Annotated in this window: 19 protein-coding genes; 7 read left to right on the top strand and 12 right to left on the bottom strand. The window is 72.6% G+C overall.

The window, feature by feature from the left end; all coding sequences use genetic code 11:
• The first annotated feature begins 88 nt into the window (after window positions 1-88).
• Complete coding sequence (locus AC07DS_RS24395) at window positions 89-1,072, top strand: chitinase (protein ID WP_479148484.1); 984 nt, start codon at window positions 89-91, stop codon at window positions 1,070-1,072.
• Between the two features lie 27 nt (window positions 1,073-1,099).
• On the opposite strand, the gene AC07DS_RS24390 is transcribed toward AC07DS_RS24395, so the two are convergent.
• The 6 genes from AC07DS_RS24390 to AC07DS_RS24365 all read right to left on the bottom strand — a co-directional run bounded on the left by AC07DS_RS24390 (window position 1,100) and on the right by AC07DS_RS24365 (window position 8,901).
• On the bottom strand, window positions 1,100-1,699 hold the full coding sequence (locus tag AC07DS_RS24390) for an imidazolonepropionase-like domain-containing protein (RefSeq protein WP_479148482.1): 600 nt from the start codon (window positions 1,697-1,699) through the stop codon (window positions 1,100-1,102).
• A gap of 17 nt (window positions 1,700-1,716) precedes the next feature.
• Entirely contained in the window at window positions 1,717-2,916 is a 1,200-nt protein-coding gene (gene mqnC / locus AC07DS_RS24385; protein WP_145884847.1) for a cyclic dehypoxanthinyl futalosine synthase, read from the bottom strand.
• A 71-nt stretch (window positions 2,917-2,987) separates the two neighbouring features.
• On the bottom strand, window positions 2,988-3,713 hold the full coding sequence (locus tag AC07DS_RS24380; protein ID WP_479148480.1) for a prepilin peptidase: 726 nt from the start codon (window positions 3,711-3,713) through the stop codon (window positions 2,988-2,990).
• 41 nt (window positions 3,714-3,754) lie between these two features.
• Window positions 3,755-6,112, bottom strand: coding sequence for a protein kinase domain-containing protein (locus AC07DS_RS24375; protein ID WP_479148478.1), 2,358 nt, complete (start codon window positions 6,110-6,112; stop codon window positions 3,755-3,757).
• Between the two features lie 174 nt (window positions 6,113-6,286).
• On the bottom strand, window positions 6,287-7,975 hold the full coding sequence (locus tag AC07DS_RS24370; protein ID WP_479148476.1) for a serine/threonine-protein kinase: 1,689 nt from the start codon (window positions 7,973-7,975) through the stop codon (window positions 6,287-6,289).
• 77 nt (window positions 7,976-8,052) lie between these two features.
• Window positions 8,053-8,901, bottom strand: coding sequence for a menaquinone biosynthetic enzyme MqnA/MqnD family protein (locus AC07DS_RS24365; RefSeq protein ID WP_145884850.1), 849 nt, complete (start codon window positions 8,899-8,901; stop codon window positions 8,053-8,055).
• Window positions 8,902-9,187: 286 nt separating this feature from the next.
• Here AC07DS_RS24365 and AC07DS_RS24360 point away from each other — a divergent pair, with 286 nt between their 5' ends.
• Window positions 9,188-9,391: a cold-shock protein gene (locus tag AC07DS_RS24360; protein WP_003992177.1), complete on the top strand. Its 204-nt coding sequence runs from the start codon at window positions 9,188-9,190 to the stop codon at window positions 9,389-9,391.
• A gap of 92 nt (window positions 9,392-9,483) precedes the next feature.
• Here AC07DS_RS24360 and AC07DS_RS24355 read toward each other — a convergent pair whose 3' ends face one another.
• Window positions 9,484-10,059 (bottom strand): helix-turn-helix domain-containing protein, encoded by a 576-nt coding sequence (locus tag AC07DS_RS24355; RefSeq protein ID WP_479148474.1) that lies wholly within the window; start codon window positions 10,057-10,059, stop codon window positions 9,484-9,486.
• Between the two features lie 68 nt (window positions 10,060-10,127).
• On the opposite strand from AC07DS_RS24355, the gene AC07DS_RS24350 reads away from it, so the two are divergent.
• The 4 genes from AC07DS_RS24350 (at window position 10,128) to AC07DS_RS24335 (ending at window position 12,231) form a co-directional block, all read left to right on the top strand.
• Window positions 10,128-10,844: an AzlC family ABC transporter permease gene (locus AC07DS_RS24350; protein WP_479148472.1), complete on the top strand. Its 717-nt coding sequence runs from the start codon at window positions 10,128-10,130 to the stop codon at window positions 10,842-10,844.
• Window positions 10,841-11,155, top strand: a complete 315-nt coding sequence (locus AC07DS_RS24345; RefSeq protein ID WP_145884853.1) for an AzlD domain-containing protein — start codon at window positions 10,841-10,843, stop codon at window positions 11,153-11,155. Before AC07DS_RS24350 ends, AC07DS_RS24345 begins: the two co-directional genes overlap by 4 nt.
• Window positions 11,156-11,207: 52 nt before the next feature.
• A complete protein-coding gene (locus AC07DS_RS24340) occupies window positions 11,208-11,876 on the top strand; it encodes a class I SAM-dependent DNA methyltransferase (RefSeq protein ID WP_479148471.1) in 669 nt (222 codons plus the stop codon).
• 151 nt (window positions 11,877-12,027) lie between these two features.
• Complete coding sequence (locus tag AC07DS_RS24335; protein ID WP_479148469.1) at window positions 12,028-12,231, top strand: hypothetical protein; 204 nt, start codon at window positions 12,028-12,030, stop codon at window positions 12,229-12,231.
• 116 nt (window positions 12,232-12,347) lie between these two features.
• On the opposite strand, the gene AC07DS_RS24330 is transcribed toward AC07DS_RS24335, so the two are convergent.
• The 5 genes from AC07DS_RS24330 to AC07DS_RS24310 form a co-directional block, all read right to left on the bottom strand.
• Window positions 12,348-15,365 (bottom strand): AfsR/SARP family transcriptional regulator, encoded by a 3,018-nt coding sequence (locus AC07DS_RS24330; RefSeq protein ID WP_479148467.1) that lies wholly within the window; start codon window positions 15,363-15,365, stop codon window positions 12,348-12,350.
• A gap of 169 nt (window positions 15,366-15,534) precedes the next feature.
• Entirely contained in the window at window positions 15,535-16,329 is a 795-nt protein-coding gene (locus AC07DS_RS24325) for an AfsR/SARP family transcriptional regulator (protein ID WP_479148465.1), read from the bottom strand.
• Between the two features lie 112 nt (window positions 16,330-16,441).
• On the bottom strand, window positions 16,442-17,260 hold the full coding sequence (locus tag AC07DS_RS24320) for an ATP-grasp domain-containing protein (RefSeq protein ID WP_479148464.1): 819 nt from the start codon (window positions 17,258-17,260) through the stop codon (window positions 16,442-16,444).
• 251 nt (window positions 17,261-17,511) lie between these two features.
• Complete coding sequence (locus AC07DS_RS24315) at window positions 17,512-18,411, bottom strand: LysR family transcriptional regulator (protein ID WP_479148462.1); 900 nt, start codon at window positions 18,409-18,411, stop codon at window positions 17,512-17,514.
• 169 nt (window positions 18,412-18,580) lie between these two features.
• Window positions 18,581-20,524 (bottom strand): AMP-dependent synthetase/ligase, encoded by a 1,944-nt coding sequence (locus tag AC07DS_RS24310; protein WP_479148646.1) that lies wholly within the window; start codon window positions 20,522-20,524, stop codon window positions 18,581-18,583.
• A gap of 358 nt (window positions 20,525-20,882) precedes the next feature.
• Between AC07DS_RS24310 and AC07DS_RS24305 the strand changes: the two genes are divergently transcribed.
• Entirely contained in the window at window positions 20,883-21,743 is an 861-nt protein-coding gene (locus AC07DS_RS24305; RefSeq protein ID WP_479148460.1) for a MaoC family dehydratase, read from the top strand.
• The last annotated feature ends 24 nt before the right edge of the window (window positions 21,744-21,767 follow it).

Raw genomic sequence — 21,767 nt, 5'->3', positions numbered from 1 at the left:
ATAGCTACTACGTATGAGAGATTTCCGCCCGAGCAACCAATTTCGTTTCCGTCCCGCGACAGAGATTTCAAGAATGGGTAAGCGTGCGATGAGGAGTTCCCTGACGTGGATCACCGGGTTCACCTGCATGTTTGCAGTCGTTGCAACCGGGTGTTCGGCCGGGAGTGCAGGCACGCCCGCCCACGCCTCCTACAGCGCCGACTACGCCCCCTACGTCAGCGCCACCGAGGCCTCCGCCACCGACTCCGCCGGATCGCCGGCGACGTACAACCTCGCCTTCGTGATCTCGGGCGGCGGCGACTGCACACCGAAGTGGGACGGCACCGAGGCGATCGGCGACTCCGCCGTGAAGTCCCGGATCGCGCGCCTGAAGCAGGACGGCGCCACGGTCCGGGTCTCCTTCGGCGGGGCCTCCGGCAAGGAACTGGCCGCCGCCTGTGACAGCGCCTCCGCGCTGGCCGCCGCCTACGCCCGGGCGCTGGACGCGGCCGGCTCCACGCAGGCCGACTTCGACATCGAGGGCGACGAGCTGACCGACTCCCGCACGGTCGCCCTGCGTTCCGAGGCGATAGCCCGGCTGCAGAAGGAACGGCCGCGCGTGCGGGTCTCCTTCACCCTGCCGGTGATGCCCTCCGGGCTCGACGCGGACGGCCTCGCCCTGCTGGAGTCCGCCAACACACACGACGTCCAGGTCTCCACCGTCAACCTCATGACGATGAACTACGGCGAGTCCTACACCGGCGACATGGGCGACTACGCCCTCACCTCCGCCGAGGCCGCGCACACCCAGCTGAAGAAGGTGTTCGGGCTGTCCGACGCGGCCGCCTGGCGGGGCATGGCACTCACCTCGATGATCGGCGTCAACGACGTGGCCGGGGAGACCTTCACGCTCTCCGACGCCGCGCAGGTGCGGAAGTTCGCCGGGCGGAAGGAGATCGCCTGGGTGTCGATGTGGTCGGCGTTCCGGGACCGACGCTGCGAGAGGGGTGACTCCGGGGCGGACGACGCGGCGACCGACTGCAGCGGGGTGAAGCAGAGCACGGGCGCGTTCGCGCGGGCCTTCGCGGGCTGAGCCGGGCGTCCCCGGTACGGGCCGTGATCAGCGGCCGCGGTACACCAGCCGTCCTCCGATCACGGTCGCCACGCAGGTCCCGGCACCGCGCCGGACCAGTTCGGCGCGGTCCGCCACATCGAACACGGCGAATCGGGCCGGCCCGCCCGGCACCAGCTTCGGCAGCAGGATCAGCGGGGTCGGGGACAGCGCCGCCGGGCCCGGCAGACGGTCCGGCCGCTGCCCCGTCGCGAGCCCGGCTCTGCGCACCGCGTCGGCCACGGCCCGCGACCGCAGCTCCCCGGCCAGCGCCACCGTGCCGTGCGCCAGCATCCGCTGCACCCCGCGCCGCGCGCTCGCGCCGAGGCGGGCGGGGTCGCCGCGCAGGATCTCCCGCGCCCGCTCCCCGCCGATGGGCTCGGTCCCGAGGGAGTCGGCCTCGCGCGGGTCGGGATGGTACGTGGCCTCCAGCAGCTCCGGGCCGTACGGGTTCAGCAGTCCCGGGGTCAGGATGCCGGGCCAGCGCCGCACCCTCGCCTGCGGGTGGGCGGCGGCCAGTTCCTCGTACGGGCCGACCGCGGCGACGGACGCCCCGTCGACCACGACCGCCGTCTCGGGCGACTGCTCGGCGACATGAAGTGTCAGCACGGAACGCCGGGCCGGCTCTAGTTGGACGCCAGCAGCTTCAGCTCGGGGTGAGCCGTGCCGCCCTCGATCGCCGTGGACGAGATGTGCGACATCACCCGCTCGTCGACGGGGTCGTTCGCCGGGTCGTCGTGCACGACGAGGTGCTCGTAGGTCGTGGCGCGCTGGGCCGGGACGCGGCCCGCCTTGCGGATGAGGTCGATGATCTCGAGCCGGTTGGAGCGGTGCTTGGCACCGGCCGAGGAGACCACGTTCTCCTCCAGCATGATCGAGCCGAGGTCGTCCGCGCCGTAGTGCAGGGACAGCTGGCCGACCTCCTTGCCGGTGGTCAGCCACGAGCCCTGGATGTGCTGGACGTTGTCCAGGAAGAGGCGGGCGATCGCGATCATCCGCAGGTACTCGAAGAGCGTGGCCTGGGTGCGGCCCTTCAGGTGGTTGTTCTCGGGCTGGTAGGTGTACGGGATGAAGGCGCGGAAGCCGCCCGTGCGGTCCTGTACGTCCCGGATCATGCGCAGGTGCTCGATGCGCTCGGCGTTCGTCTCGCCCGTGCCCATGAGCATGGTGGACGTGGACTCCACGCCCAGTCGGTGCGCGGCCTCCATGATCTCCAGCCAGCGCTCGCCGCTCTCCTTGAGGGGCGCGATGGCCTTGCGGGGGCGGGCGGGCAGCAGTTCGGCGCCGGCACCCGCGAAGGAGTCGAGGCCCGCCTCGTGGATCCGGGTGATGGCCTCCTCGACCGACACCCCGGAGATCCGGGCCATGTGCTCGACCTCGGAGGCGCCGAGCGAGTGGATCACCAGCTGCGGGAAGGCGTCCTTGATGGCCTTGAAGTGCTTCTCGTAGTACTCGACGCCGTAGTCCGGGTGGTGGCCGCCCTGGAACATGATCTGGGTGCCGCCCAGCTCCACGGTCTCCGCGCAGCGGCGCAGGATGTCGTCGAGGTCGCGGGTCCAGCCCTTGGCGGTGTCCTTGGGGGCCGCGTAGAAGGCGCAGAACTTGCACGCCGTGACACACACGTTCGTGTAGTTGATGTTGCGCTCGATGATGTACGTCGCGATGTGCTCGACGCCCGCGTACCTGCGGCGGCGTACGGCGTCGGCGGCGGCGCCCAGCGCGTGCAGCGGGGCGTCGCGGTAGAGGACGAGCGCCTCTTCCGGGGTGATCCGCCCACCGGCAGCGGCACGGTCGAGGACAGACTGGAGGTCGGCCTTCTCGGTCACCAGAGGTCCCTTTCGTCAAGGGTTGTGGACGGACTGATCCAGCCTACGCCAGGGGTTCGGACCGTCTGCGCTCAGGCCGCGTACGCGCCGATCAGCAGCCCGGCGAAGGCTCCGACGATGAGGAAGGGCCCGAACGGGATCGCCGTCTTGCGGCTCGCTCGTCGCGCGACGACGAGGCCACCGCCGTACAACGCCCCGGACAGGAAGCCGGCGAAGGTTCCGAGCAGGACGGTCGGCCAGCCGTACCAGCCGAGGACGGCGCCCATGCCGAGGGCGAGTTTCACGTCGCCGAAGCCCATGCCGGCCGGGTTGATCAGGTACAGCACGTAGTAGCCGGCGCCGAGCGCGAGGGCGCCGTACAGCGCGGTGAGCCAGTGACCCGCGTGCTCGGGCAGCAGCGCGACGAGGCCGAGCAGGGCGAGCCCCGCGGCCGCGAGCGGCAGGGTCAGCGGGTCGGGCAGCCGCCGCACCCGCAGGTCGACGGCGGCCAGCAGCACCCACACCGGAGCGAGCAGCAGCCAGACCCCCAACTCGGGCCGGGTACCGGTCGCGGCGGCGAGGGCGGCACAGATGAGGGCGGTGAGGGTGGCCAGGGCGGCGGACGCGTCGTCCGGCGTCCGCGCGCACTCGCCGCACCGTGCCCAGCCGAGCCACCCGCGGACCGGGTGGCCGTCCGGGCACAGCTTGCGCCACGGCTCCTCGTCCGGGGCGGCGAACCGGTAGGCGGCCCGGGGCAGCAGCGCGCCCGCGACCGCTCCCCACAGCGCCGCGACGAGGGCCAACGCGTCCGTGCTCACGGGGAGATCCTAGGGAGTTCGGCCGATCGGGGAGGCCCGTCTCAGACAGCCGGCATCGCGTAGACCTCCTGACCGCCGGTGACCAGCAGCCGGCTGCCCGAGCGGGTGATCTGCCAGTAGTCGGTGGCGTCGGTGTTGTCGACCCAGGTCCAGCGGACCTTGCCGGTCCTCGCGTCCAGGGAGATGATGCCGCCGCCCAGCGCGCCGGCGGCCCCGTACAGCGTCGTCCCGGCCTTCACGAACGTCTCCCTGGGCACGCGGTTGCCCGCCTCGCACAGCCAGATCCGCTTGGCGTCCTCGACGTCGACGGCCCAGATGCCGCGGTCGTAGTCGGTGGCGTAGAGGACGCCGTCGATGACGGTGGGGTTGTTGAAGCCGCGGCGGCCGTTCGGCGAGAGCGTCCAGCGGGTCCTGCCGGTCTCGATGTCCACGGCGGTGAGCTGCTCGCCCGGCAGGAACACCAGTCCGTTCGCGGCCGTGGGCTGCCAGCTCCAGTCGTCGCCGATCTTCCTGGTCCACAGCTGCCCGCCGGTGGCGGTGTCACGCACGGTCAGGTTGTAGTTGGAGTCGGCGTAGACGAGGTACTTGCCGGAGACGGTGCCCTCGACGTCGTAGTCCTTGGTGCCCCAGTCGCGCCGCTGCAGCCATGCGGTCCGGCCCGTGGTGTGGCTGACCGCGGCGACGGCCGTGCGGTACTTGGTGGCGCTCTTGGCCTGGCCGTAGTCGGTCAGCGTGACGTAGACGTTCCTGTCGTCGACGGCGATCGTCCGCTCGATGCTCAGCTTCTTGCCGAGCCGGCTGCGCCAGGCCTCGTCGCCGGTCCGTACGTCATAGGCGACCAGGACGCCGTCGAAGTCGCCGTCGGCCAGGAACACCTTGCCGCCGTGGAAGAGGAGCGGGGCTCCCGGGCGGCAGATGCCCTTCCTGGACCAGCGCGCCTTGCCGGTCTTCACGTCGTACGCCACCAGCGGGTCACCGCTGACCAGGAGCAGTCCGTCGTAGGTGACGAGCGGTACGGAGGTCGCGGTGCTGTCCTCGGCGGCGCTCCTGTGCCACAGCGGCTGCGGGGCCACCCCGGGAGGCGGGGTGGTGAAGGTCTCGGCGGCCGGCTCGCCGGAACTGCCCTGTCCGCCCGGGCCGTCGGACGTGCCGGTGCCTCCGTCCTTGCGGGACAGCCACCAGGCCGTGCCCCCGCCGGCGACGGCTACGGCGGCGGCACCGCCGAGGGCGTAGGAGAGGGCGCGGCGGCGGGTGGGGGCCGGGGCGGAGGCGTCCGTGGCGCCGAGCCGGACGGTGCCGGGCTGCGCAGTGTCGTGGCCGGGCGCCGGTGCGCCGTGGGCGGGAGCGGGCGTGCCGGCCGGCGGATAGCCGTACCCGGCAGCGGGCGTACCCGCCGGCGGGTAGCCGTATCCCGCCGCCGGCGTGCCCGTCGACGGGACCGCTGCGGCCGGCATCGTCGGGGCCGGGCCGAAGGAGGGTGCGGCGGCCGGCTGCTCCGGTACCTCCAGGTCGAGGTCCAGGATCCCGGCCGCGTGGGTGGCGATGGTGGACGCCACCGCCGAGGGCAGCCAGTCGCCGAGCACGCCCTCGACGCCCTGCGGGGCCAGTGCCGCCACGATCTCGGCGGGGCCGGGCCGGGCGGCCGGGTCCTTCAGCAGACAGGCCCGCACCAGACCGAGCAGGGACTGCGGTACGTCCGTCAGAACCGGTTCGCCGTGGACGACCTGATAGAGCATCGCGGCGTGCGAGGCGGCGCCGTCGCCGAAGACGTTGCGGCCGGTGGCGGCGAAGGCGAGGACGGCGCCCAGCGAGAAGACGTCGCCGGAGGGGCCGACGTCCTGGCCCAGGGCCTGCTCCGGGGGCATGTAGCCGGGCGAGCCGACCACGACGCCGGTCTGGGTCATCCGGTTGCCGTCCACCGCCCGCGCGATGCCGAAGTCGATGACGCGGGGGCCGTCGGCGGCCAGGAGGACGTTCGAGGGCTTGAGGTCACGGTGGATGAGACCGGCCGCGTGGATCTCCTGGAGGGCGGCCGCGAGCCCGGCACCCAGCGCGCGCACGGTGCGCTCGGGCAGCGCGCCGTGCGCGTCCACGACGTCCGTCAGGTCCGGGCCGAGCACGTACGAGGTCGCCAGCCACGGCAGCGGTGCGTCCGGGTCGGCGTCCACGACCGAGGCGGTGCAGGGGCCGGAGACCGCCTGGGCGATCTCCACCTCGTGCCGGAAGCGCCGGCGGAAGTCGGCGTCGGCGGCGAGGTCGGGGCGTACGACCTTCACGGCGACGGTGCGGCCGCCCGGCGAGCGGGCCAGGTAGACCCGGCCCATGCCGCCGGCTCCGAGCCGGCGCAGCATGCGGTAGCTGCCCAACTCCCGCGGGTCGTCCGGCTGCAGTGTCTCCATGGCGGGCGTTCCCCGTCCTTCCCCGTTGCGATGCTTTGCACCGCTGTGCTGCGCGTTATGACGCGTTGTCCGGACCAAGACCGGTGCGGTGGCGCGCCGTTGGCGTTCGCCAACGCAGACACACTAGTGACAGCCGGGGCGGGCGGGCCGCCGGGGGCGTGGCGCGGTGCCGGGCTAGCCCACCTTCGACATCCGCGACTCCGGGTCGCCCTCGGCCGCGCTCTGTGCGGTGTACCGCAGGTCGTCGCCGACCGGCGTCAACTCCACGGGGTGCGGCGCGGGATCGCAGCCGGCGTGGTTGCCCTCGGCGCCCACCGAGGTCGCCACGATCCGGGTCCTCGTCACCTGCTTGAGGGTGAGGATGTCGGTGCAGACGCCCCCGATCTGGTCGGTCTGCCTCAGCCGCCCCAGCTCCTTGCCGACGGCGGCCCGGTGGACGGTGAGCCGGAAGGTGCCCATGTCCAGGCTGCCGCCGAGTCCGGTGGCCCGGCCCTCCCAGGTGCCCAGGTAGCGGGCCGGGATCGCGCCCGGCGCGGCACTCGGCTGCTGCGAATCGCCGTCGGCGGGTGACGGCGCCGAGGACGAGGCGGAGGAAGGTCGCGCACCGCCCACCGTGTCGTGCCCCCCTTCGGCCCACGGCTGCAGCAGCGCCCCGATCCCCACGGCGGTCGCGGCCAGTGCCCCCGCCACGGCCAGCGCGACGGTGCAGCTCACCCGCCGGCCGCGCCCGCTCTCCCCCGGCCCGGAGGCCGCCGCCACGCTGACGCTGACCTTCCCGGGCGCCGGCACCGCGTCCTCGGGCAAAGCCCCCGACGGCACGGACGGAGCCTCGGCCGGCACGGGGGGAGCCATGACCGGAGCCGGTCCGAACTCCCCCGCGACCAGGGCCGGCTCACGCGGGACCGCACCGGGTTCCCCGCCCACCGAAGGACTGCTGAACCGCACCGGGCCCGACGGCGCCGGCTCCGCGGTCTCCAGGTTCAGCAGGTGTACGGCGCTGCGGCTGACCTGTTCCACCAGTGCGCCCGGCAGCCAGCCGCCGGCGACCAGGCGGGCGGCGCCCTCGGGGGCGAGCCGGCGGGCCAGTTCGGCCGGGGCCGGGCGGGCGGCCGGGTCCTTCGCCAGGCAGACGGCAGCGGCTTCCCGCAACTCACCCGTCAGGTCACCGAGTTCCGGCTCCTCGTGGACGACCTTGTAGAGCAGCGCGGCCGAGGAGTCGCCGGGGAAGGGCGGCTCACCGGTCGCCGCGTACGCCAGCACCGCGCCGAGGGAGAAGACGTCCGCCGCGCCGGTGACCCCCTTGCCGAGGATCTGCTCGGGGGACATGTAGCCCGGCGAGCCGACGGAGACACCGGTCGAGGTCAGGGACGCCGTGCCGTCCGTGGCGCGCGCGATGCCGAAGTCGATCAGCAGCGGGCCGTCCAGGGTCAGCAGGACGTTGGAGGGCTTCACGTCCCGGTGGACGAGGCCCAGTTCGTGCACCGCCGTCAGCGCCTCGGCGAGGCCCGCGCCCAGCGCCCGTACGGTGTGCGCGGGCAGTGCGCCGCCGTCCCGGACGGCGGTGGCGAGGGAGGGGCCGGCCGCGTAGGCGGTGGCGACCCAGGGCACGGCGGCCTCCGGGTCCGCGTCGAGCACGGGCGCGGTCCAGGCCCCGCCGACCCGGCGGGCGGCCTCCACCTCGCGCCGGAAGCGGGCCCGGAACTCCTCGTCCAGCGCGAAGTGCGGATGCACCATCTTCACGGCGACCGTACGGCCGCCCGCGCTGCGGCCCAGGTAGACCCGGCCCATGCCGCCGGAGCCGAGCCGGCCGAGCAGCCGGTAGGACCCGACGGCGGCAGGTTCGTCCGCTGCGAGCGGCTGCATGGCGTCCCCCTCTTCCCCCCGGGGCGTCCCGCCTCGCCCCGGTACGCCTCACTGCCCGCAGCGTAGTGCCGTGGCGATTACGGCTGAAGCAGGTCCACCTTCACGTCCGCCGGGAAGCCGGTCGTCGGGCCCACCCGGCGGGCGAACTCGGTGACCGCGTTCAGCTGCGGCTCGCCGAAGCTGAAGTCGAGGGTGGTGAAGTACTGCTCCAGGGTCGCCTCGTCGAAGGCCTCCCAGCGCGAGGCCTGTTCGGCGACCTTGCCGACCTCCTCCAGGGAGAGGTTGCGGGAGGCGAGGAAGGCTTCGTGGACCTGCCGGGTGAGGGCCGGCTCGCGCTCCAGGTAGTCGCGCCGCGCCGCCCAGACCGCGAAGACGAACGGCAGGCCGGTCCACTCCTTCCACATGGCCCCGAGGTCGTGCACGTCCAGGCCGAGCTTGGGCCCGTAGTGCAGGTTCGCGCGCAGGGCCGCGTCGCCGATGAGGACGGCGGCCTCCGCCTCCTGCATCATCAGGCCGAGGTCGGGCGGGCAGGTGTAGTACTCGGGCTGCACGCCGTACCGCTCGGCCAGCAGGAGCTGGGCGAGCCGGACCGAGGTGCGGGAGGTCGAGCCGAGGGCGACCCGGGCGCCGTCCAGCCGGTCGAGCGGGACCTGCGAGACGATCACGCAGGACATCACCGGGCCGTCGCAGCCGACGGCGATGTCCGGGAAGGCGACCAGATCGTCGGCGTTGCGCAGGAACTCGACGAGGGTGACGGGCCCGATGTCGAGGTCGCCGCGCACGAGCTGCTCGCTGAGCTTCTCCGGGGTGTCCTTGGTCAGCTCGAAGTCGAGGAGCGTGCCGGTTCTCGCGAGCCCCCAGTAGAGGGGCAGGCAGTTCAGGAACTGGATGTGGCCGACGCGCGGCCGGGTGCGAGAATTGTCCACATCGCGAGACTAGACCCCGTGCTGTACGGTGCTGAGACCGGCCCCACCGTCAACCCACCCGTCCGGTGGTTCAAACATTCGGGTGACGTGATCTTGACCTCTATTGCTTTCGGCTGCCTGCGTGCTAGGCTCGCCGCAAGTTGCAGTTTGGTTTCCCTTGCAGTACAGAGCCTGCGGAGCATGTGACCGCGGGCTCTCGTCGTTTTCAGACGAATGCGTTGTGCAGCACAGTTTCGCACTTGCAGGTTCTGGAGCAGGGCAACCCTTTTGAGCCCAAGGAGGGCTTATGGCTACCGGAACCGTGAAGTGGTTCAACGCCGAAAAGGGCTTTGGCTTCATCGCCCAGGAGGGCGGCGGCCCCGACGTCTTCGTTCACTACTCCGCGATCAACGCCTCCGGCTTCCGCTCCCTCGAGGAGAACCAGCAGGTGAGCTTTGACGTGACGCAGGGCCCGAAGGGTCCGCAGGCGGAGAACGTCACCCCCGTCTGATCACTGCCTGATCGCAGAACCTGAGTGCAGTACCCAAGGAGCCCCACGCCGCAAGGCGACGGGGCTCCTGCCTTTTTCCGTTCATTTCCGGTTCACATGTGCTGCATGATCAGTACGAACTTTGTCCCGGCTGTGAGCGCTTCGTAAGCATGCGGGACATCGCCGCGGTAGGACATGTAGTCCCCGGGCGCCAGTTCGACCGTCTCCCCACGCGGCCCCGCCTTGACGCCTCCCTCTGTGACCACGATGTGCTCCGTGGTCCCGGGAATGTGCGGTTCGGAATCCCGTACGGCCCCAGGCTCCAGCCAGACGTAATAGATATCCCTGCGCGCACCCGGCGGGCTCGCCGACAACAGCGTCGCCAGATAGCCGGCCCGCTCGGAGTGCACGGCGGGTCCCGCGCCGGCCCGGATCACCTGGACCGCGGGCATGGGCGGCTCCACGAGGGCACTGAAGGGCACCCCGAGGGCCACGGCCAGCGCCCAGATCGTCTCCATGCTCGGATTCCCGCTCGCCGCCTCCAGCTGGGACAGCGTGGACTTCGCGATCCCGGCGCGCTTGGCCAGCTCGGACAGGGACAGCCCGGTGCGGGTGCGCTCACGCCTGAGGGACGCGGCGATCCACTCCATCGGAAGCCGGGCGGGCGGCCCGGACGGTGCCTCGGACATGTCGTTCGCTCCATCGGTACGATCGTTCGCCTTGACGGACTGGGTGTTCGCTGTTCATTGTAGAAAACATGCGTTCGCTACTCCGAACACGCTCATTCGGCCGAACGGGTCCCGGCACGCCGGAGACCGGCTCGCTGGTCCGGGACAGCTCCCTCGTCTGGCTGGCCAGTGGCATCGTCGGCGTCTCGTTCGGCGCGGTCTCCGTCGCGGGCGGGCTGCCTGTGTGGGTCCCGGTGCTGATGTCGCTGCTGGTGTACGCGGGATCGGCCCAGTTCAGCGCGGTCGGGGTGCTCCTCGCCGGAGGCGGTCCACTGGCCGCCGCGGCCACCGGCCTGCTGCTCAACACGCGTACGGCCGCCTTCAGCCTGGCGGTGGCCGAGACCATCGGTACCGGTCGCGCGACCCGTTTCCTGGGTGCTCATCTCGTCACCGACGAGACGGTCGCCTTCGCCCTCGCCCAGCCCGACCCGCGGCGGCGGCGCCGGGCGTTCTGGATCTCCGGACTCGGCCTGTTCGCCGTCTGGAACACCGGCGTACTGGCGGGGGCCCTCGCCGGCCGCGCCCTGGGCGACACCGCGCGCTACGGCCTCGACGCGGCCTTCCCCGCCGTCCTGGTGGCCCTGGTCGTGCCGACCCTGCGCGCCGACGCGACGCTGCGGCGCTGCGCCCTGCTCGGCGCCGCCCTGGCCCTGGCCGTGACGCCCGCGGTACCGGCCGGGGTGCCGGTGCTGCTCGCACTGGCCGGGCTGTTCCTGTACCGCCGCCCCGCCGGGGCCGCCGCATGAACGCCACGGTCGGCATGATCCTGGCCCTGGCCGTCGGCACGTACGCCTTCCGCCTGGTGGGCCCGCTGCTGCACGGCCGGGTCACGGTTCCGGCCCGGGTGCAGGAGCTGGCGTCGGCGGGCGCCGTCGTCCTGCTCGCCGCCCTGCTGGCCACGGGCGCCCTGACCGAGGGCGGCGGTTTCGCGGGCTGGGCCCGCCCGGCGGGGGTGCTGGCCGGAGGCCTTCTGGCGTGGCGTCGGGCGCCGTTCGCGGTGGTCGTCCTGGGCGCCGCGGCGACGACGGCACTGCTGCGACTGGCGGGGGTGGCGTAGTCCGGGGCTGCCAAAGCCCCGCTGTCAGTGGGCCTGGCTACGGTCCCTCTCCATGGCCGACTCCCGCGACTCCCGCGACTCCCACGACTTCCTCGCCGCCACCCGTACCTTCTACGACACCGTCGCCGACGACTACGCCGAGCAGTTCCGGGACGCGTACACCGCCAGGCCCCTGGACCGGGCCCTGCTCGCCGCCTACGCCGAACTCGTCGGCCCCGGCGGGCCGGTGGCCGACCTCGGCTGCGGACCCGGGCAGGTCACCGCGCACCTCGCCGCGCTCGGCCTGGACGTCTTCGGGCTCGACCTGTCCGAGTCCATGCTCGCGATCGCCCGCCGCGAGAACCCCGGGCTGCGCTTCGAGCAGGGCTCCATGCTGGACCTCCCCCTCGGGGACGGCGCGCTGGCCGGTGTCGTCGCCTGGTACTCGACCATCCACACCCCGGTGGACGAACTCCCTGCCCTGTTCGCCGAGCTCCACCGGGTCCTGTCCCCCGGCGGCCACCTCCTGCTCGCCTTCCAGGCCGGGGAACACACCCGCCGCCACGACCGCCCCTGGGGCCATCCGGTGGCGCTGGACTTCCACCGGCGCCGTCCCGAGCACCTGGCGGAACTGCTCGTGGACGCCGGTTTCACGCTCGGCTCCCGCACGGTTCGCGAACCCGACAGCGGCCTCGGTGAACCGGTCCCGCAGGCCTTCCTGTTCGCCCGGAAGCCCGCCTAGGAGCGGTTGAAACCAGGAGTACCGGGAGCCCGCCCCGTGCCGGGAACCGTCGGGGACGGCATGGGTATCGCCCGCCCCGAGCATCGGATGCGGCGTCGGGGAGAGGCCCGGCGACCGGATCACGATCCGTCTCTTCCTGGGGGTTCGACCTATGCGCGCCATCGCACTGCGTACGAAGACGGCTCTGACCGCGCTCACCGGCGCAGGCGTCCTGGCACTCGGCACCGCGGCGGCCGTCCCGGCGACCGGCATGGAGCACGCCCTGGTGCACATCGCCTCCGGTCTGACCGGCCACCAGGCGCAGTCCGTGCCGACCCTGGCGGACGAGCGCCCGCCCGGCCTCGTCCACTACTGACGGCGTTCGCGAACCGCGCACCGCGGCAACGACGGCACCGGCCGGGCTCACGCCCGTCGGTGCCGTTCTTCATGCGGGCCGGCCCGGTGTTTCCCGCCATCCACAAGGTTCGTTGCCTAGAGACAACGCCCCGCGTCCGTGACCCGCATCGCGTCGTACAGCGCCTCCGCCGCGCCCCGATGCTGACGTGCCATCGGTTCGTCGCCCAGCGCCTGCGCCGCCTCCGCCATGCCATGCAGGGCACGGGCGGTTTCGAAACGGTAGCCCAGGCGGGAGGCCAGATCGTGGGCGTGACGATGCAGTTCCATCGCCTGCTCGGGTGCGCCGCTGCGCAGGTGGACCAGGCCCACCACATTGGCCACGGTCGCCTGGCGCAGGGCCGTGCCCTCGGCGGAGACCAGGTCCAAGGCACGCTCGGCGTGTTCGGCGACCGAACGCATGTCGCCGAGGCGCTGACAGACCCGCGCCCACTGGGCGAGGACGACAGCTACGTTCGCGGGTTTCCGGGACTCGTCGCACAGTTCGAGAGCCTGCGCGAGGCAGGCCCTCGCCCGTTCGTCCTCGCCGGTGCCGAGGTGGGCCAGCGCCAGCCAGGTCAGTGAGGAGATCTCGTTGCTGCGCTCGCCCAGGCGCCGGTTCAGCTCGGTGGCCTGGGCCGCGTACCGGGCCGCTTCGGCATATCGGCCCGCCCAGGTCTCCACGGTGCTGAGGTTGGCCAGCGCCACAGCCTCCGCCCGAGGTGAGCCCAGCTCCCTGTGCAAGGCAATGCCTTGGTCCAGGTAGTTGCGCGCCTCGTCGAAGTTGCCTATCGCGCCGTGCAGCATGCCGAGCACATCGATGCACATCGCCTCGCCTCGGCGATCGTCGGTCGCAGCCAGCTCCAGGGCCTCCTGGGCGGTGGTGATCCCGTCCTGGAAGTCCCCCAGCCACCAGTGGGCCACGGCCAGGTTGCCCAGGCAGACGCTGAGCAGCGCCGAGTCGCCAAGCTGTCGGCAGGCATCGACACCGATGCGGCCGACCACCCGGAACTCCTCGTAGTGGCCCCGCAGGTCGAGATAGAAGAGCAGGTCGCGGGCGAGCAACGTGGCGGAGCGGTGCAGGCATCGGGCGCCCGCCTGTGCGACGACCGCGAGCAGCGCCTCGTGTTCCCGGTCGAACCAGGCCAGAGCCTGCTCGTCGCCGTCCAGCCGGGGCAGTTCGGGCGCGCTCGGCTCGGACGGGTTGCCGAAGCGGTCACGACCGGGGAAGAGCATCTTGCATGCCTGTTCGGTGGCCAGCGCGTAGTACGCCACGAGCCGCTCGACGGCGGACCCCTCGTCGTCCTCCACCTCCCGCACACTGATCGCATACGTCCGCACCAGATCATGGAATCCGTACAGCCCCGCCTCGTGCTGCTCCAGCAGATGCGCGTCGAGCAGGTGCTCCAGGACGTCCTCGGCGTCGTGGACGTCGGTGCCGAGCAGCGCGGCGGCCGAGTGGACGTCGATGGCGCTGCCGGGGTGCAGGCCGAGCAGCCGGAAGGCGACGCGCCGGTCCTCCTCCATCGCCTGGTACGACAGCCGGAGCGTGGCCTCGACGCTGCGTTCCCCGGCGCTCATCTCGCGCAGCCGCCGGGTCTCGTCGGCGAGCCGGTCGACCAGGTACCGGACGGTCCAGCGGGGGCGGTTGCGCAGCCGGGCGGTGGTGATACGCAGGGCGAGGGGCAGGCCGCAGCAGAGCCGGGCGAGCTGGTCGACGGCCTGGGGTTCGGCGGCGGTGCGGTCGGCGCCGAGCATCCGGGTGAGCAGGGTGGCGCTGTCGTCGGGCGAGAGCAGGCCGAGCGGGAGCCACTCGGCGCCGTCGAGTTCGAGCATGCGGACCCGGCCGGTGAGGATGGCCAGGCAGTCCTCGGAGGTGGGCAGCAGCGGCCGTACCTGGGCGGCGTCGGCGGCGTTGTCGAGAAGGAGGAGCAGCTTCCGCTGGGCGGAAACGGTTCTCCACAGGGTGGTGCGCCGCTCCAGGTCGTCCGGTATCCGGTCGTCCGGGATGCCGACGGTGCGCAGCAGGGAGTGCAGGACCGCGCCCGGCTCCTGCGCCTTCTCGCCGGGGCTGAATCCGCGCAGGTCGACGAAGAGCTGCCCGTCGGGGTAGTCCGGCGCGAGCAGGTGGGCGGCGTGCACGGCCAGGGTGGTCTTGCCGCTGCCGCCCATGCCGTCCACGCCGACGATGCGGGCGCACCCGCCGGCCGGGGCCCGGCCCACCTCCAGCAGCCGGGCCAGCTCATCGTCGCGGCCGGTGAAGTCCGGCAGGTCGTAGGGCAGGGTGCAGGGCGCGGGCTCGGATCCGGAAGGCCGGTCGAGGGGAGCGGGTGCGAGGTGGGCGGCGCGGTCGGCCACGGACTGCGGTACCCGGGGCGCCACTTCGGGGCTGTCGCGCAGAATGGCTTCGTACAGCCTTGTCAGCTCGGCGCCCGGGTCGATGCCCAGCTCCTCGACGAGCAGTTCGCGCACCCGGCCGAACTCCTCCAGCGCATCGGCCTGCCGGCCGCCCCGGTACAGGGCGAGCATCAGCCGCCCGCGCAGGGTCTCCCGCAGCGGGTGCGCGGTCACCAACTCGCGTAGAGGTCCGATGAGTTCGGTGGACTGGCCGAGTTCCAGCTGCAGCTCGAAGTACTGCTCGGCGACGGCCATGTGCCGTTCCTCGAGCGCGGCGGAGGCCGCGGAGATCACCGAACCGCCCGTTCCGGCCATGACCGGGCCCCGCCACAGGTCCAGACAGGCCCGCAGATGCCCGACGGCCTCCGCCGGCTGACCGGCGGCCACCGCCTGCCGGGCCTCGGCCGAGCGGCGGCCGAACTCGTGCAGGTCGAGCTGGCCCTCGTCGATGACGGCCCGGTATCCGGCGCCGTCGGTGACGATCAGTCCGGCGCCGCCCGGTATCCGGGTGCGCAGCGCGGCGACCGCCTTGCGGATCTGGTGGCCGGCGGTCTGCGGCGGCTCGCCGTCCCAGGCCGCGGCGACCAGCCGGGGCACCGGCACCATGCGCCCGGGCTCCAGTAAGAGCGTGACCAGAACGCGTTCCTGGGTCGGGCTGCCGAGTCTCAGCCGACGCTCGCCGTGCCAGCCCTCCAACGAGCCGAGGATGTTGAAGCGCACGACAGGCCGAGCGGATACCGCCGACTCCACGAACCCGTCCCCCCCGCCCCATCGCGTTGCCCGGCCCGAGATGTTCGGGACAATCCTAGGTTGTACCCGAACGGGCCACGCTGAAAGGCGACTTCACGTTACCGTGCGACACGTCTCGGCTCAGTCAAAAGCTAACCCTTTATGCAAGTTGAAGGAGCGAGGAACGCGCATCACCGGCCAAAGCCGGGTCATGGCGGAGAATCGCGCTCTCGACATGCCGCAGGGCGGGGGATGGCTGGATGCCGAGTTCGTCGTCGAGATGGCGGCGCATCCGGCGGAAGACGTCCAGGGCGTCGGCCTGCCGCCCCGAGCAGTACAGGGCGATCATCAGCTGCTCGCAGAAGCGTTCCCGCAAGGGGTGGTTGGTGTGCGCCTCTGTCAGCTCCGCGAGCACGGCGGCATGCCGGCCCAGCCGCAGCTCGGCGTCGAAGCGCAGCTCCATGGCCCGCATCCGGTACTCCTCGTACCGCGCACCGGCCAGCTGGCACAGCGTCCCGCCGGCGAACCCGCCGAAGACGGGGCCGCGCCACTGTGCGAGAGCGCCGCCGAGCAGCCGCGCGGTGCGCTCCGCGTCCTGCGGGGACGCCGACTCGGCCTGCCGTACCGTGCGCACGAACTCCGCGGCGTCCAGCTCGCCCTCGGTCACCACCAGCCGGTAGCCGGAGGGGTGGATGGTCACCCGGGATCCGGACCGGCCGGGCTCCAGGCTGCGCAGCCTGCGGCGCAGCCGGCTGACATGGGCCTGCAGGGCGTTGGCCTGGTTGTCGGGGACCGCGTCCCCCCACATCTCCTCGACCAGGCTCTCCCCGGACACCGACTGGCCCTCGCTGATCAGCAGGGTCTGCACCAGGGTGCGCTGCAGGTCGCCGGAGATCTCCGCCGGGCCGGACACGGTACGGATCTGCAGTGCCCCGAGGATCGAGAACTTCAGCATCCTGACTCCGCCTCCCGTTGACGTCGCTGGCGTCGTCGTCCTTCTTCCGGCGACGTATCAACAGTGCGGTCGGCCCGTACCGGATCGTTCCCGATCCGTTCCCGGTCGCCGGTCAGCCGCCGTCGCCGACGACCAGGGCGGTGAGGGAGGCGACCCGGCGGGCCGCCAGCTCGGGCGATTCGGCGTGCACGACGAGGTGTCCGGGGCGCAGCGCACCGGGCGGCGAGACGTGCCGGACGTGCGGCAGTATCCCGACCTCGGTGGTCTCCAGCCGCCACGGCGGGCTCAGCAGGGCCGCGGCCGCGAACCGGTTCGGCCGCACCGCGTCGACCAGCCGCCCGGCCAGCACCTCGATGGCGCCGGCCGTCAGGTCGAACCCGCCGGCCACCTTGACCAGTTCGGGCACCGGGTCGTCCCCGAGTCCCGCCCGGCAGCCGGTGATCACCGGCCCGCGCGAGGTGAGGGCGACGCTGATGTGGGCCGGTCCGTACTGGTACCCGGTCAGGTCCAGCAGCGCGGTCACCACCGCGCGCACCTCGGCGGCGGTGTCGTCGGTGAGCGGGGCGGGGTGGAGCAGGCCGTAGGGGGTGCTGGCGGTGATCCCGACGGCCTGGTGCATACCGTGCACGCTCAGCGTCTCCACGGTCAGCCGCAGATCGCCGGGGGCGACCTCGGTGCCCCCGGGGGAGAGCCGGTTGTCGCGGACCAGGCGCTGTACGGCCGCCGGGTCCGAGAGCACCCTGAGGGCGCGGGCCGGGTTGACGCACAGCCCGGCCTCGGCGGCCTCCGCGAGCGGTGCGCGCAGGGCCGCCTCGTCCGTTGCGTCGACCCGGATCGAGCGCACTTGGACACCCGCGTGCGCGGCCTCGCGGACGAGGCGCTGGTCAGGGTTCAGCAGGAAGATTCGGCGGACGTCGTTGTCTTCTTTCATGCCTCTGCTCGTGGTGACGGAGTCGGCGAGGGTGGAAAGGCAGGCTACGAGCGGGCGTTACCGATCCGATCCCGGCCGGTTCCCGAGGTGGTGCGTGGGCCCAAGACGCTCACTTCTTCTGTGTGGTCGACCAGTTGACGACACACCTGGATACAGGTGCATCCCTCCTACGCTACCCGCTCCCCGGCACTTGCCGGGGGCGGATTCACGGCAAAAACAGAACAGCCGGTTTACCGCGCTGTCCGGCCGTTTCAGGGCACAGCCGGTACGCCGCAGCGTTCGACGACCGTGTCCGCGAAGGCCCTCGCGGGCGGACCGAGCGCGTCCCAGCGGCGGACCGCCCAGCCGACCGGCAGGGGCCGCAGCCCCGGCAGCGGCACGAGCCGGAGCGCGCCCTCGCCGGGCACCGGCAGCCCCGGTACGGCGGGGACGACGGCCCGTCCCACCCCCAGCTCGGCCAGCAGCAGCGCGGTGTCCCAGTCGGCGACGCTGGTGTCGTGGCCGAGCCGGACGCCCCACTCGGCGCAGGCGTCCTCGAGCTGGGCGGCGGAGGCGGAATTCGGCGGCAGCCGGATGAGTCGTACGTCGGTCAGATCGGCCGGATCCAGATGGGTGCGCGTGGCCAGCGGGTCGTCGGCGGGTACGGCGAGCACCCAGGGCAGCTCGACGACGGCGCGCTGCTCGATGCCGCGCACCGGGGGGCCGAGGGTGATCCAGGCCAGATCCAGGGTGCCGTCGGTGAGCGCGTCGAAGCTGCCGCGGCCGGAACTGACCGTTCGGAACTCGAGGTTGACCTGGGGGTGGCGGCGCCGGAAGGTGACGACGGCGTCGGACATGAAGTGCCGGACGGTGGTGGCGCCGGTGGCCACGCGGACGTGTCCGCCGTGCCCGTCGAGCAGGTCGCGCAGCTGCCGTATCGCCAGGTCGAGGCCCGAGATCCCCTCGGCCGCCGCGGCTTCGAGGATCCGGCCGGCCCGGGTGGGCACGACCCCGCGCGGCTGCCGCTCCAGCAGGGCCACTCCGGTCTCCCGCTCCAGGCGTTTGACGTGCTGGCTGACGGCGGACTGGGTGCAGCCCAGCTCCCGTGCGACGGCGCTGAGGCTCCCGGCCCGGCACACCGCCACGAACACACGAAGGTCGTCCAGGGTCACAACACCCAAGCTAGCACTTGGGTTTGGGGAGAAAACCTTAGGATTGACTGGCTTCGGCGGCCGTACGAGGATCGACTCCGGGCCGCAACCGACCCAGGCGGCAACCCGCTCCACGCTCCTCGCCGAGTCCGGACCGAGGCGGGGCCGGCGGGAGCGGGTGCCGACCGTCTCAACGGGTGTAGAGGCTCTCCACCTCGGCCGCGAAGTCCTGCATGATCTGCTGCCGGCGCAGCTTCATCGAGGGGGTCAGATGGCCCGCCACCTCGGTGAAGTCCACGGGCAGCACGGCGAATCGGCGGATCGACTCGGGCCGGGACACCAGTTTGTTGGCCTCGTCCAGCGCCCGCTGCAGGACGGCCTCCAGCTCCGGGTCGCCGACCAGGAGTTCCGGCGGCACGGGATGCTTGCCGTTCATCTGGCGCCAGTGCGTGATGCCGTCGGGGTCCAGGGTGATGAGGGCGGCGACGTAGGGGCGGGCGTCGCCGACGAGCATGCACTGGGAGATCAGCGGGTGCTGGCGCAGCCAGTTCTCCAGCGGTGCCGGTGCCACCGACTTGCCGCCGGCCGTGATCAGCAGCTCCTTCTTGCGGCCGGTGATGGTCAGATAGCCCTCGTCGTCCAGCTCGCCGAGGTCGCCGGTGGCCAGCCAGCCGTCCCGGGTCGCGGGGACGACGCCGCCCGCCTGCGGGTCCCAGTAGCCGCGCAGGACGTGGTCGCCGGCGATCAGGATCTCGCCGTCCGCCGCGATGCGCACCCTGGTGCCGGGCAGCGGCCAGCCGACCGTGCCCAGGCGAGGCTTGAGCGGCGGGGTCACCGTCGAGGCGCCGGTGGTCTCCGTGAGGCCGTAGCCCTCGAAGATCTCGATGCCGGCACCGGCGTAGAAGGCGGCCAGGCGGCGGCCGAGGGGCGAGCCGCCGCAGATGGCGTACTTGACCTTGCCGCCCATGGCGCTGCGGATGCGCCGGTAGACGAGCGGGTCGTAGAAGGAACGGGCCGTTTTCAGGGCCCGGTTGGGGCCGCCGCCGGTGCCGGTCTGGCGGGCCTCCAGCGCCTCCCCGTAGCGCACGGCCACGGCGGAGGCGCGGTCGAAGGCGGCCACCCGGCCGCCCGTCTCCGCCTTGGCCCGCGCGGAGTTGTAGATCTTCTCCAGCATGTACGGGATGGTCAGCAGACAGGTCGGCCGGAAGGCGGCCAGGTCCGGCAGCAGGTCCTCGGCCTTCAGGCTGGGCGCGTGCCCGAGCCGCACCCGGGCCCGGACGCAGGCGATCGCCACCATCCGCCCGAAGACGTGGGACATCGGCAGGAACAGCAGCACCGAGACCTCCTCGCCCGACTTCGCCTTGAAGATCGGGTAGAGCAGTTCGACGGCGTTGTCGACCTCGGCGAAGAAGTTGCCGTGCGAGAGGGCGCAGCCCTTGGGCCGTCCGGTGGTGCCGGACGTGTAGATGAGCGTGGCGAGCGTGTCGGGCCCCAGCATCCCGCGCCGGACGCCCACTTCGCCGTCCGGCACCTGGTCGCCCAGCTCCGCCAGCCGCTCCACGTGCCCCTTCTCGATCACCCACAGGTGCCGCAGGTCCGGTATGCGCTCCAGCTCGGGGGCGATGGCCGCGGCCTCCCCCGCGGTCTCCGTGACCAGGGCCTTCGCGCCGGAGTCGTGCAGGATCCAGCGGGTCTGGAAGACGGAGGAGGTGGGGTAGACGGGGACGGTGACCAGACCGGCCGCCCAGGCGGCGAAGTCGAGCAGGGTCCACTCGTACGTGGTGCGGGCCATGACGGCGATCCGGTCGCCCGGCACCAGCCCCTCCGCGATCATCCCCTTCGCCACCGCGAGCACCTGCCCGGCGAACTCCGCGGCGGTCACGTCCGTCCAGCTGCCGTCGGCGAACCTGCGGCTGAGCACGATCGCGCCGGGGGCCGCCTCGGCGTTGTCGAACGGCAGGTCCGCGAGGGAGCCGTGCTTGACCGGCGGCGCGAACGGCGGGACGTACGCCTCCCGCACGGCACCGTCCAGCCGCCGGGTCTCGGGCGCCACCAGGACCGGCAGGCCGTCGTAGTCGGTGGCCGAGACCGTGGCGCCGGAGGAGACAGGGGAGTTCGGGTACGGCGTGGACACGGGCGGCTCCTCGGGCGTGCAGCGGCGAACTGCTTGCTGCATGACGTACGTACCTCGTGCGGCGAGGTGTTCACCGGCGACCCTCGAACAGGAGTTACCGCTGGTTAGGCAGGTGATCGTACGAGGCCCCTGTGGGGGGCTTGTGCGGGTTCGGCGGCGGTCCGGAGCCGGGGGTGTGCAGCCTCGGGGGGTATGTGAGGGAGTTTCAACTTCCCCCACCCGCCCGCCCGCCCACCCCTGTCGGCCGAGGTGGTCCAAGGTGACTCATCTCGACCGCTCCCCAGTCGTGGCATAGGCTTACCTACGGTAACCTTACTCCAGAGTAAGGACTTTGGACCGAGTCGTGCGGGAGTTGGACATGGCCGACCGCCGTCTGAGCTTCACCCTGGCCGCCGCTCCCGCGCTGGCCCCGCTGCTGGCCCGGGGCGCGCTGCGCTCTCCCCTCAAGCGCCCGTCCCCGGAAGCGGACTTCCCGCGCACCCGGCTGGTGCTGCCCGGCCTGCGCATCGACCTGGCCCGGCTGGCCGCCTACGAGCGGGTGTGCGGCTTCGCCACCGGCTCGGCCGACGGCACGGACGCGCTGCCCGTCACCTATCCGCACGTCCTCGGCTTCCCGCTGGCCATGCGCCTGATGAGCGGCCGGGACTTCCCGCTGCCGCTGCTCGGCCTGGTCCACACCTCGGTCGAGATCGTCCGCCGCACCGCCCTGCCGGCCACCCGGGAGTACGAACTGGCCGTCCACATCGAGGGGCTGACCCAGCACCGGCGCGGCACACAGGCCACGGTGGTCACCGAGCTGTCGGCCGGCGGGGACGCCGTGTGGGAGTCGCGGAGCACCTACCTCGCCCGGCACCGGACACCCGGCCGGCCCGGCCGGCCCGGGGACGAGCGCCCGGCCCCGCTGCCCGTCCTGGCCGAGTGGCGGCTCGCCGGGGACGTCGGCCGCCGCTACGGCGCCGCCTCCGGTGACCGCAACCCCATCCACCTGCACCCCCTCGCCGCCCGCCTCTTCGGCTTCCCGCGGGCCGTCGCGCACGGCATGTGGACGGTCGCCCGCAGCCTGGCCGCCCACGGCACGAGCGGCTCCACCGCGGTCCGGGCCGAGTTCCGGGCGCCGGTACTGCTGCCGGGGACGGTGAGGTACGGCGCGGACGGCGCGGGCCGTTTCGAGCTGCGGGGCGCCGGGGGCCGCCTGCACCTGACCGGGGAGGTGAGCTAGGCGCCGTACGGGTGCGTCGCCGTT

This window comes from Streptomyces sp. NPDC044064, from assembly GCF_056434245.1.
The sequence above is the reverse complement of the archived record's forward strand: the minus strand, read 5'-3'. Positions and strand labels throughout refer to the sequence as shown.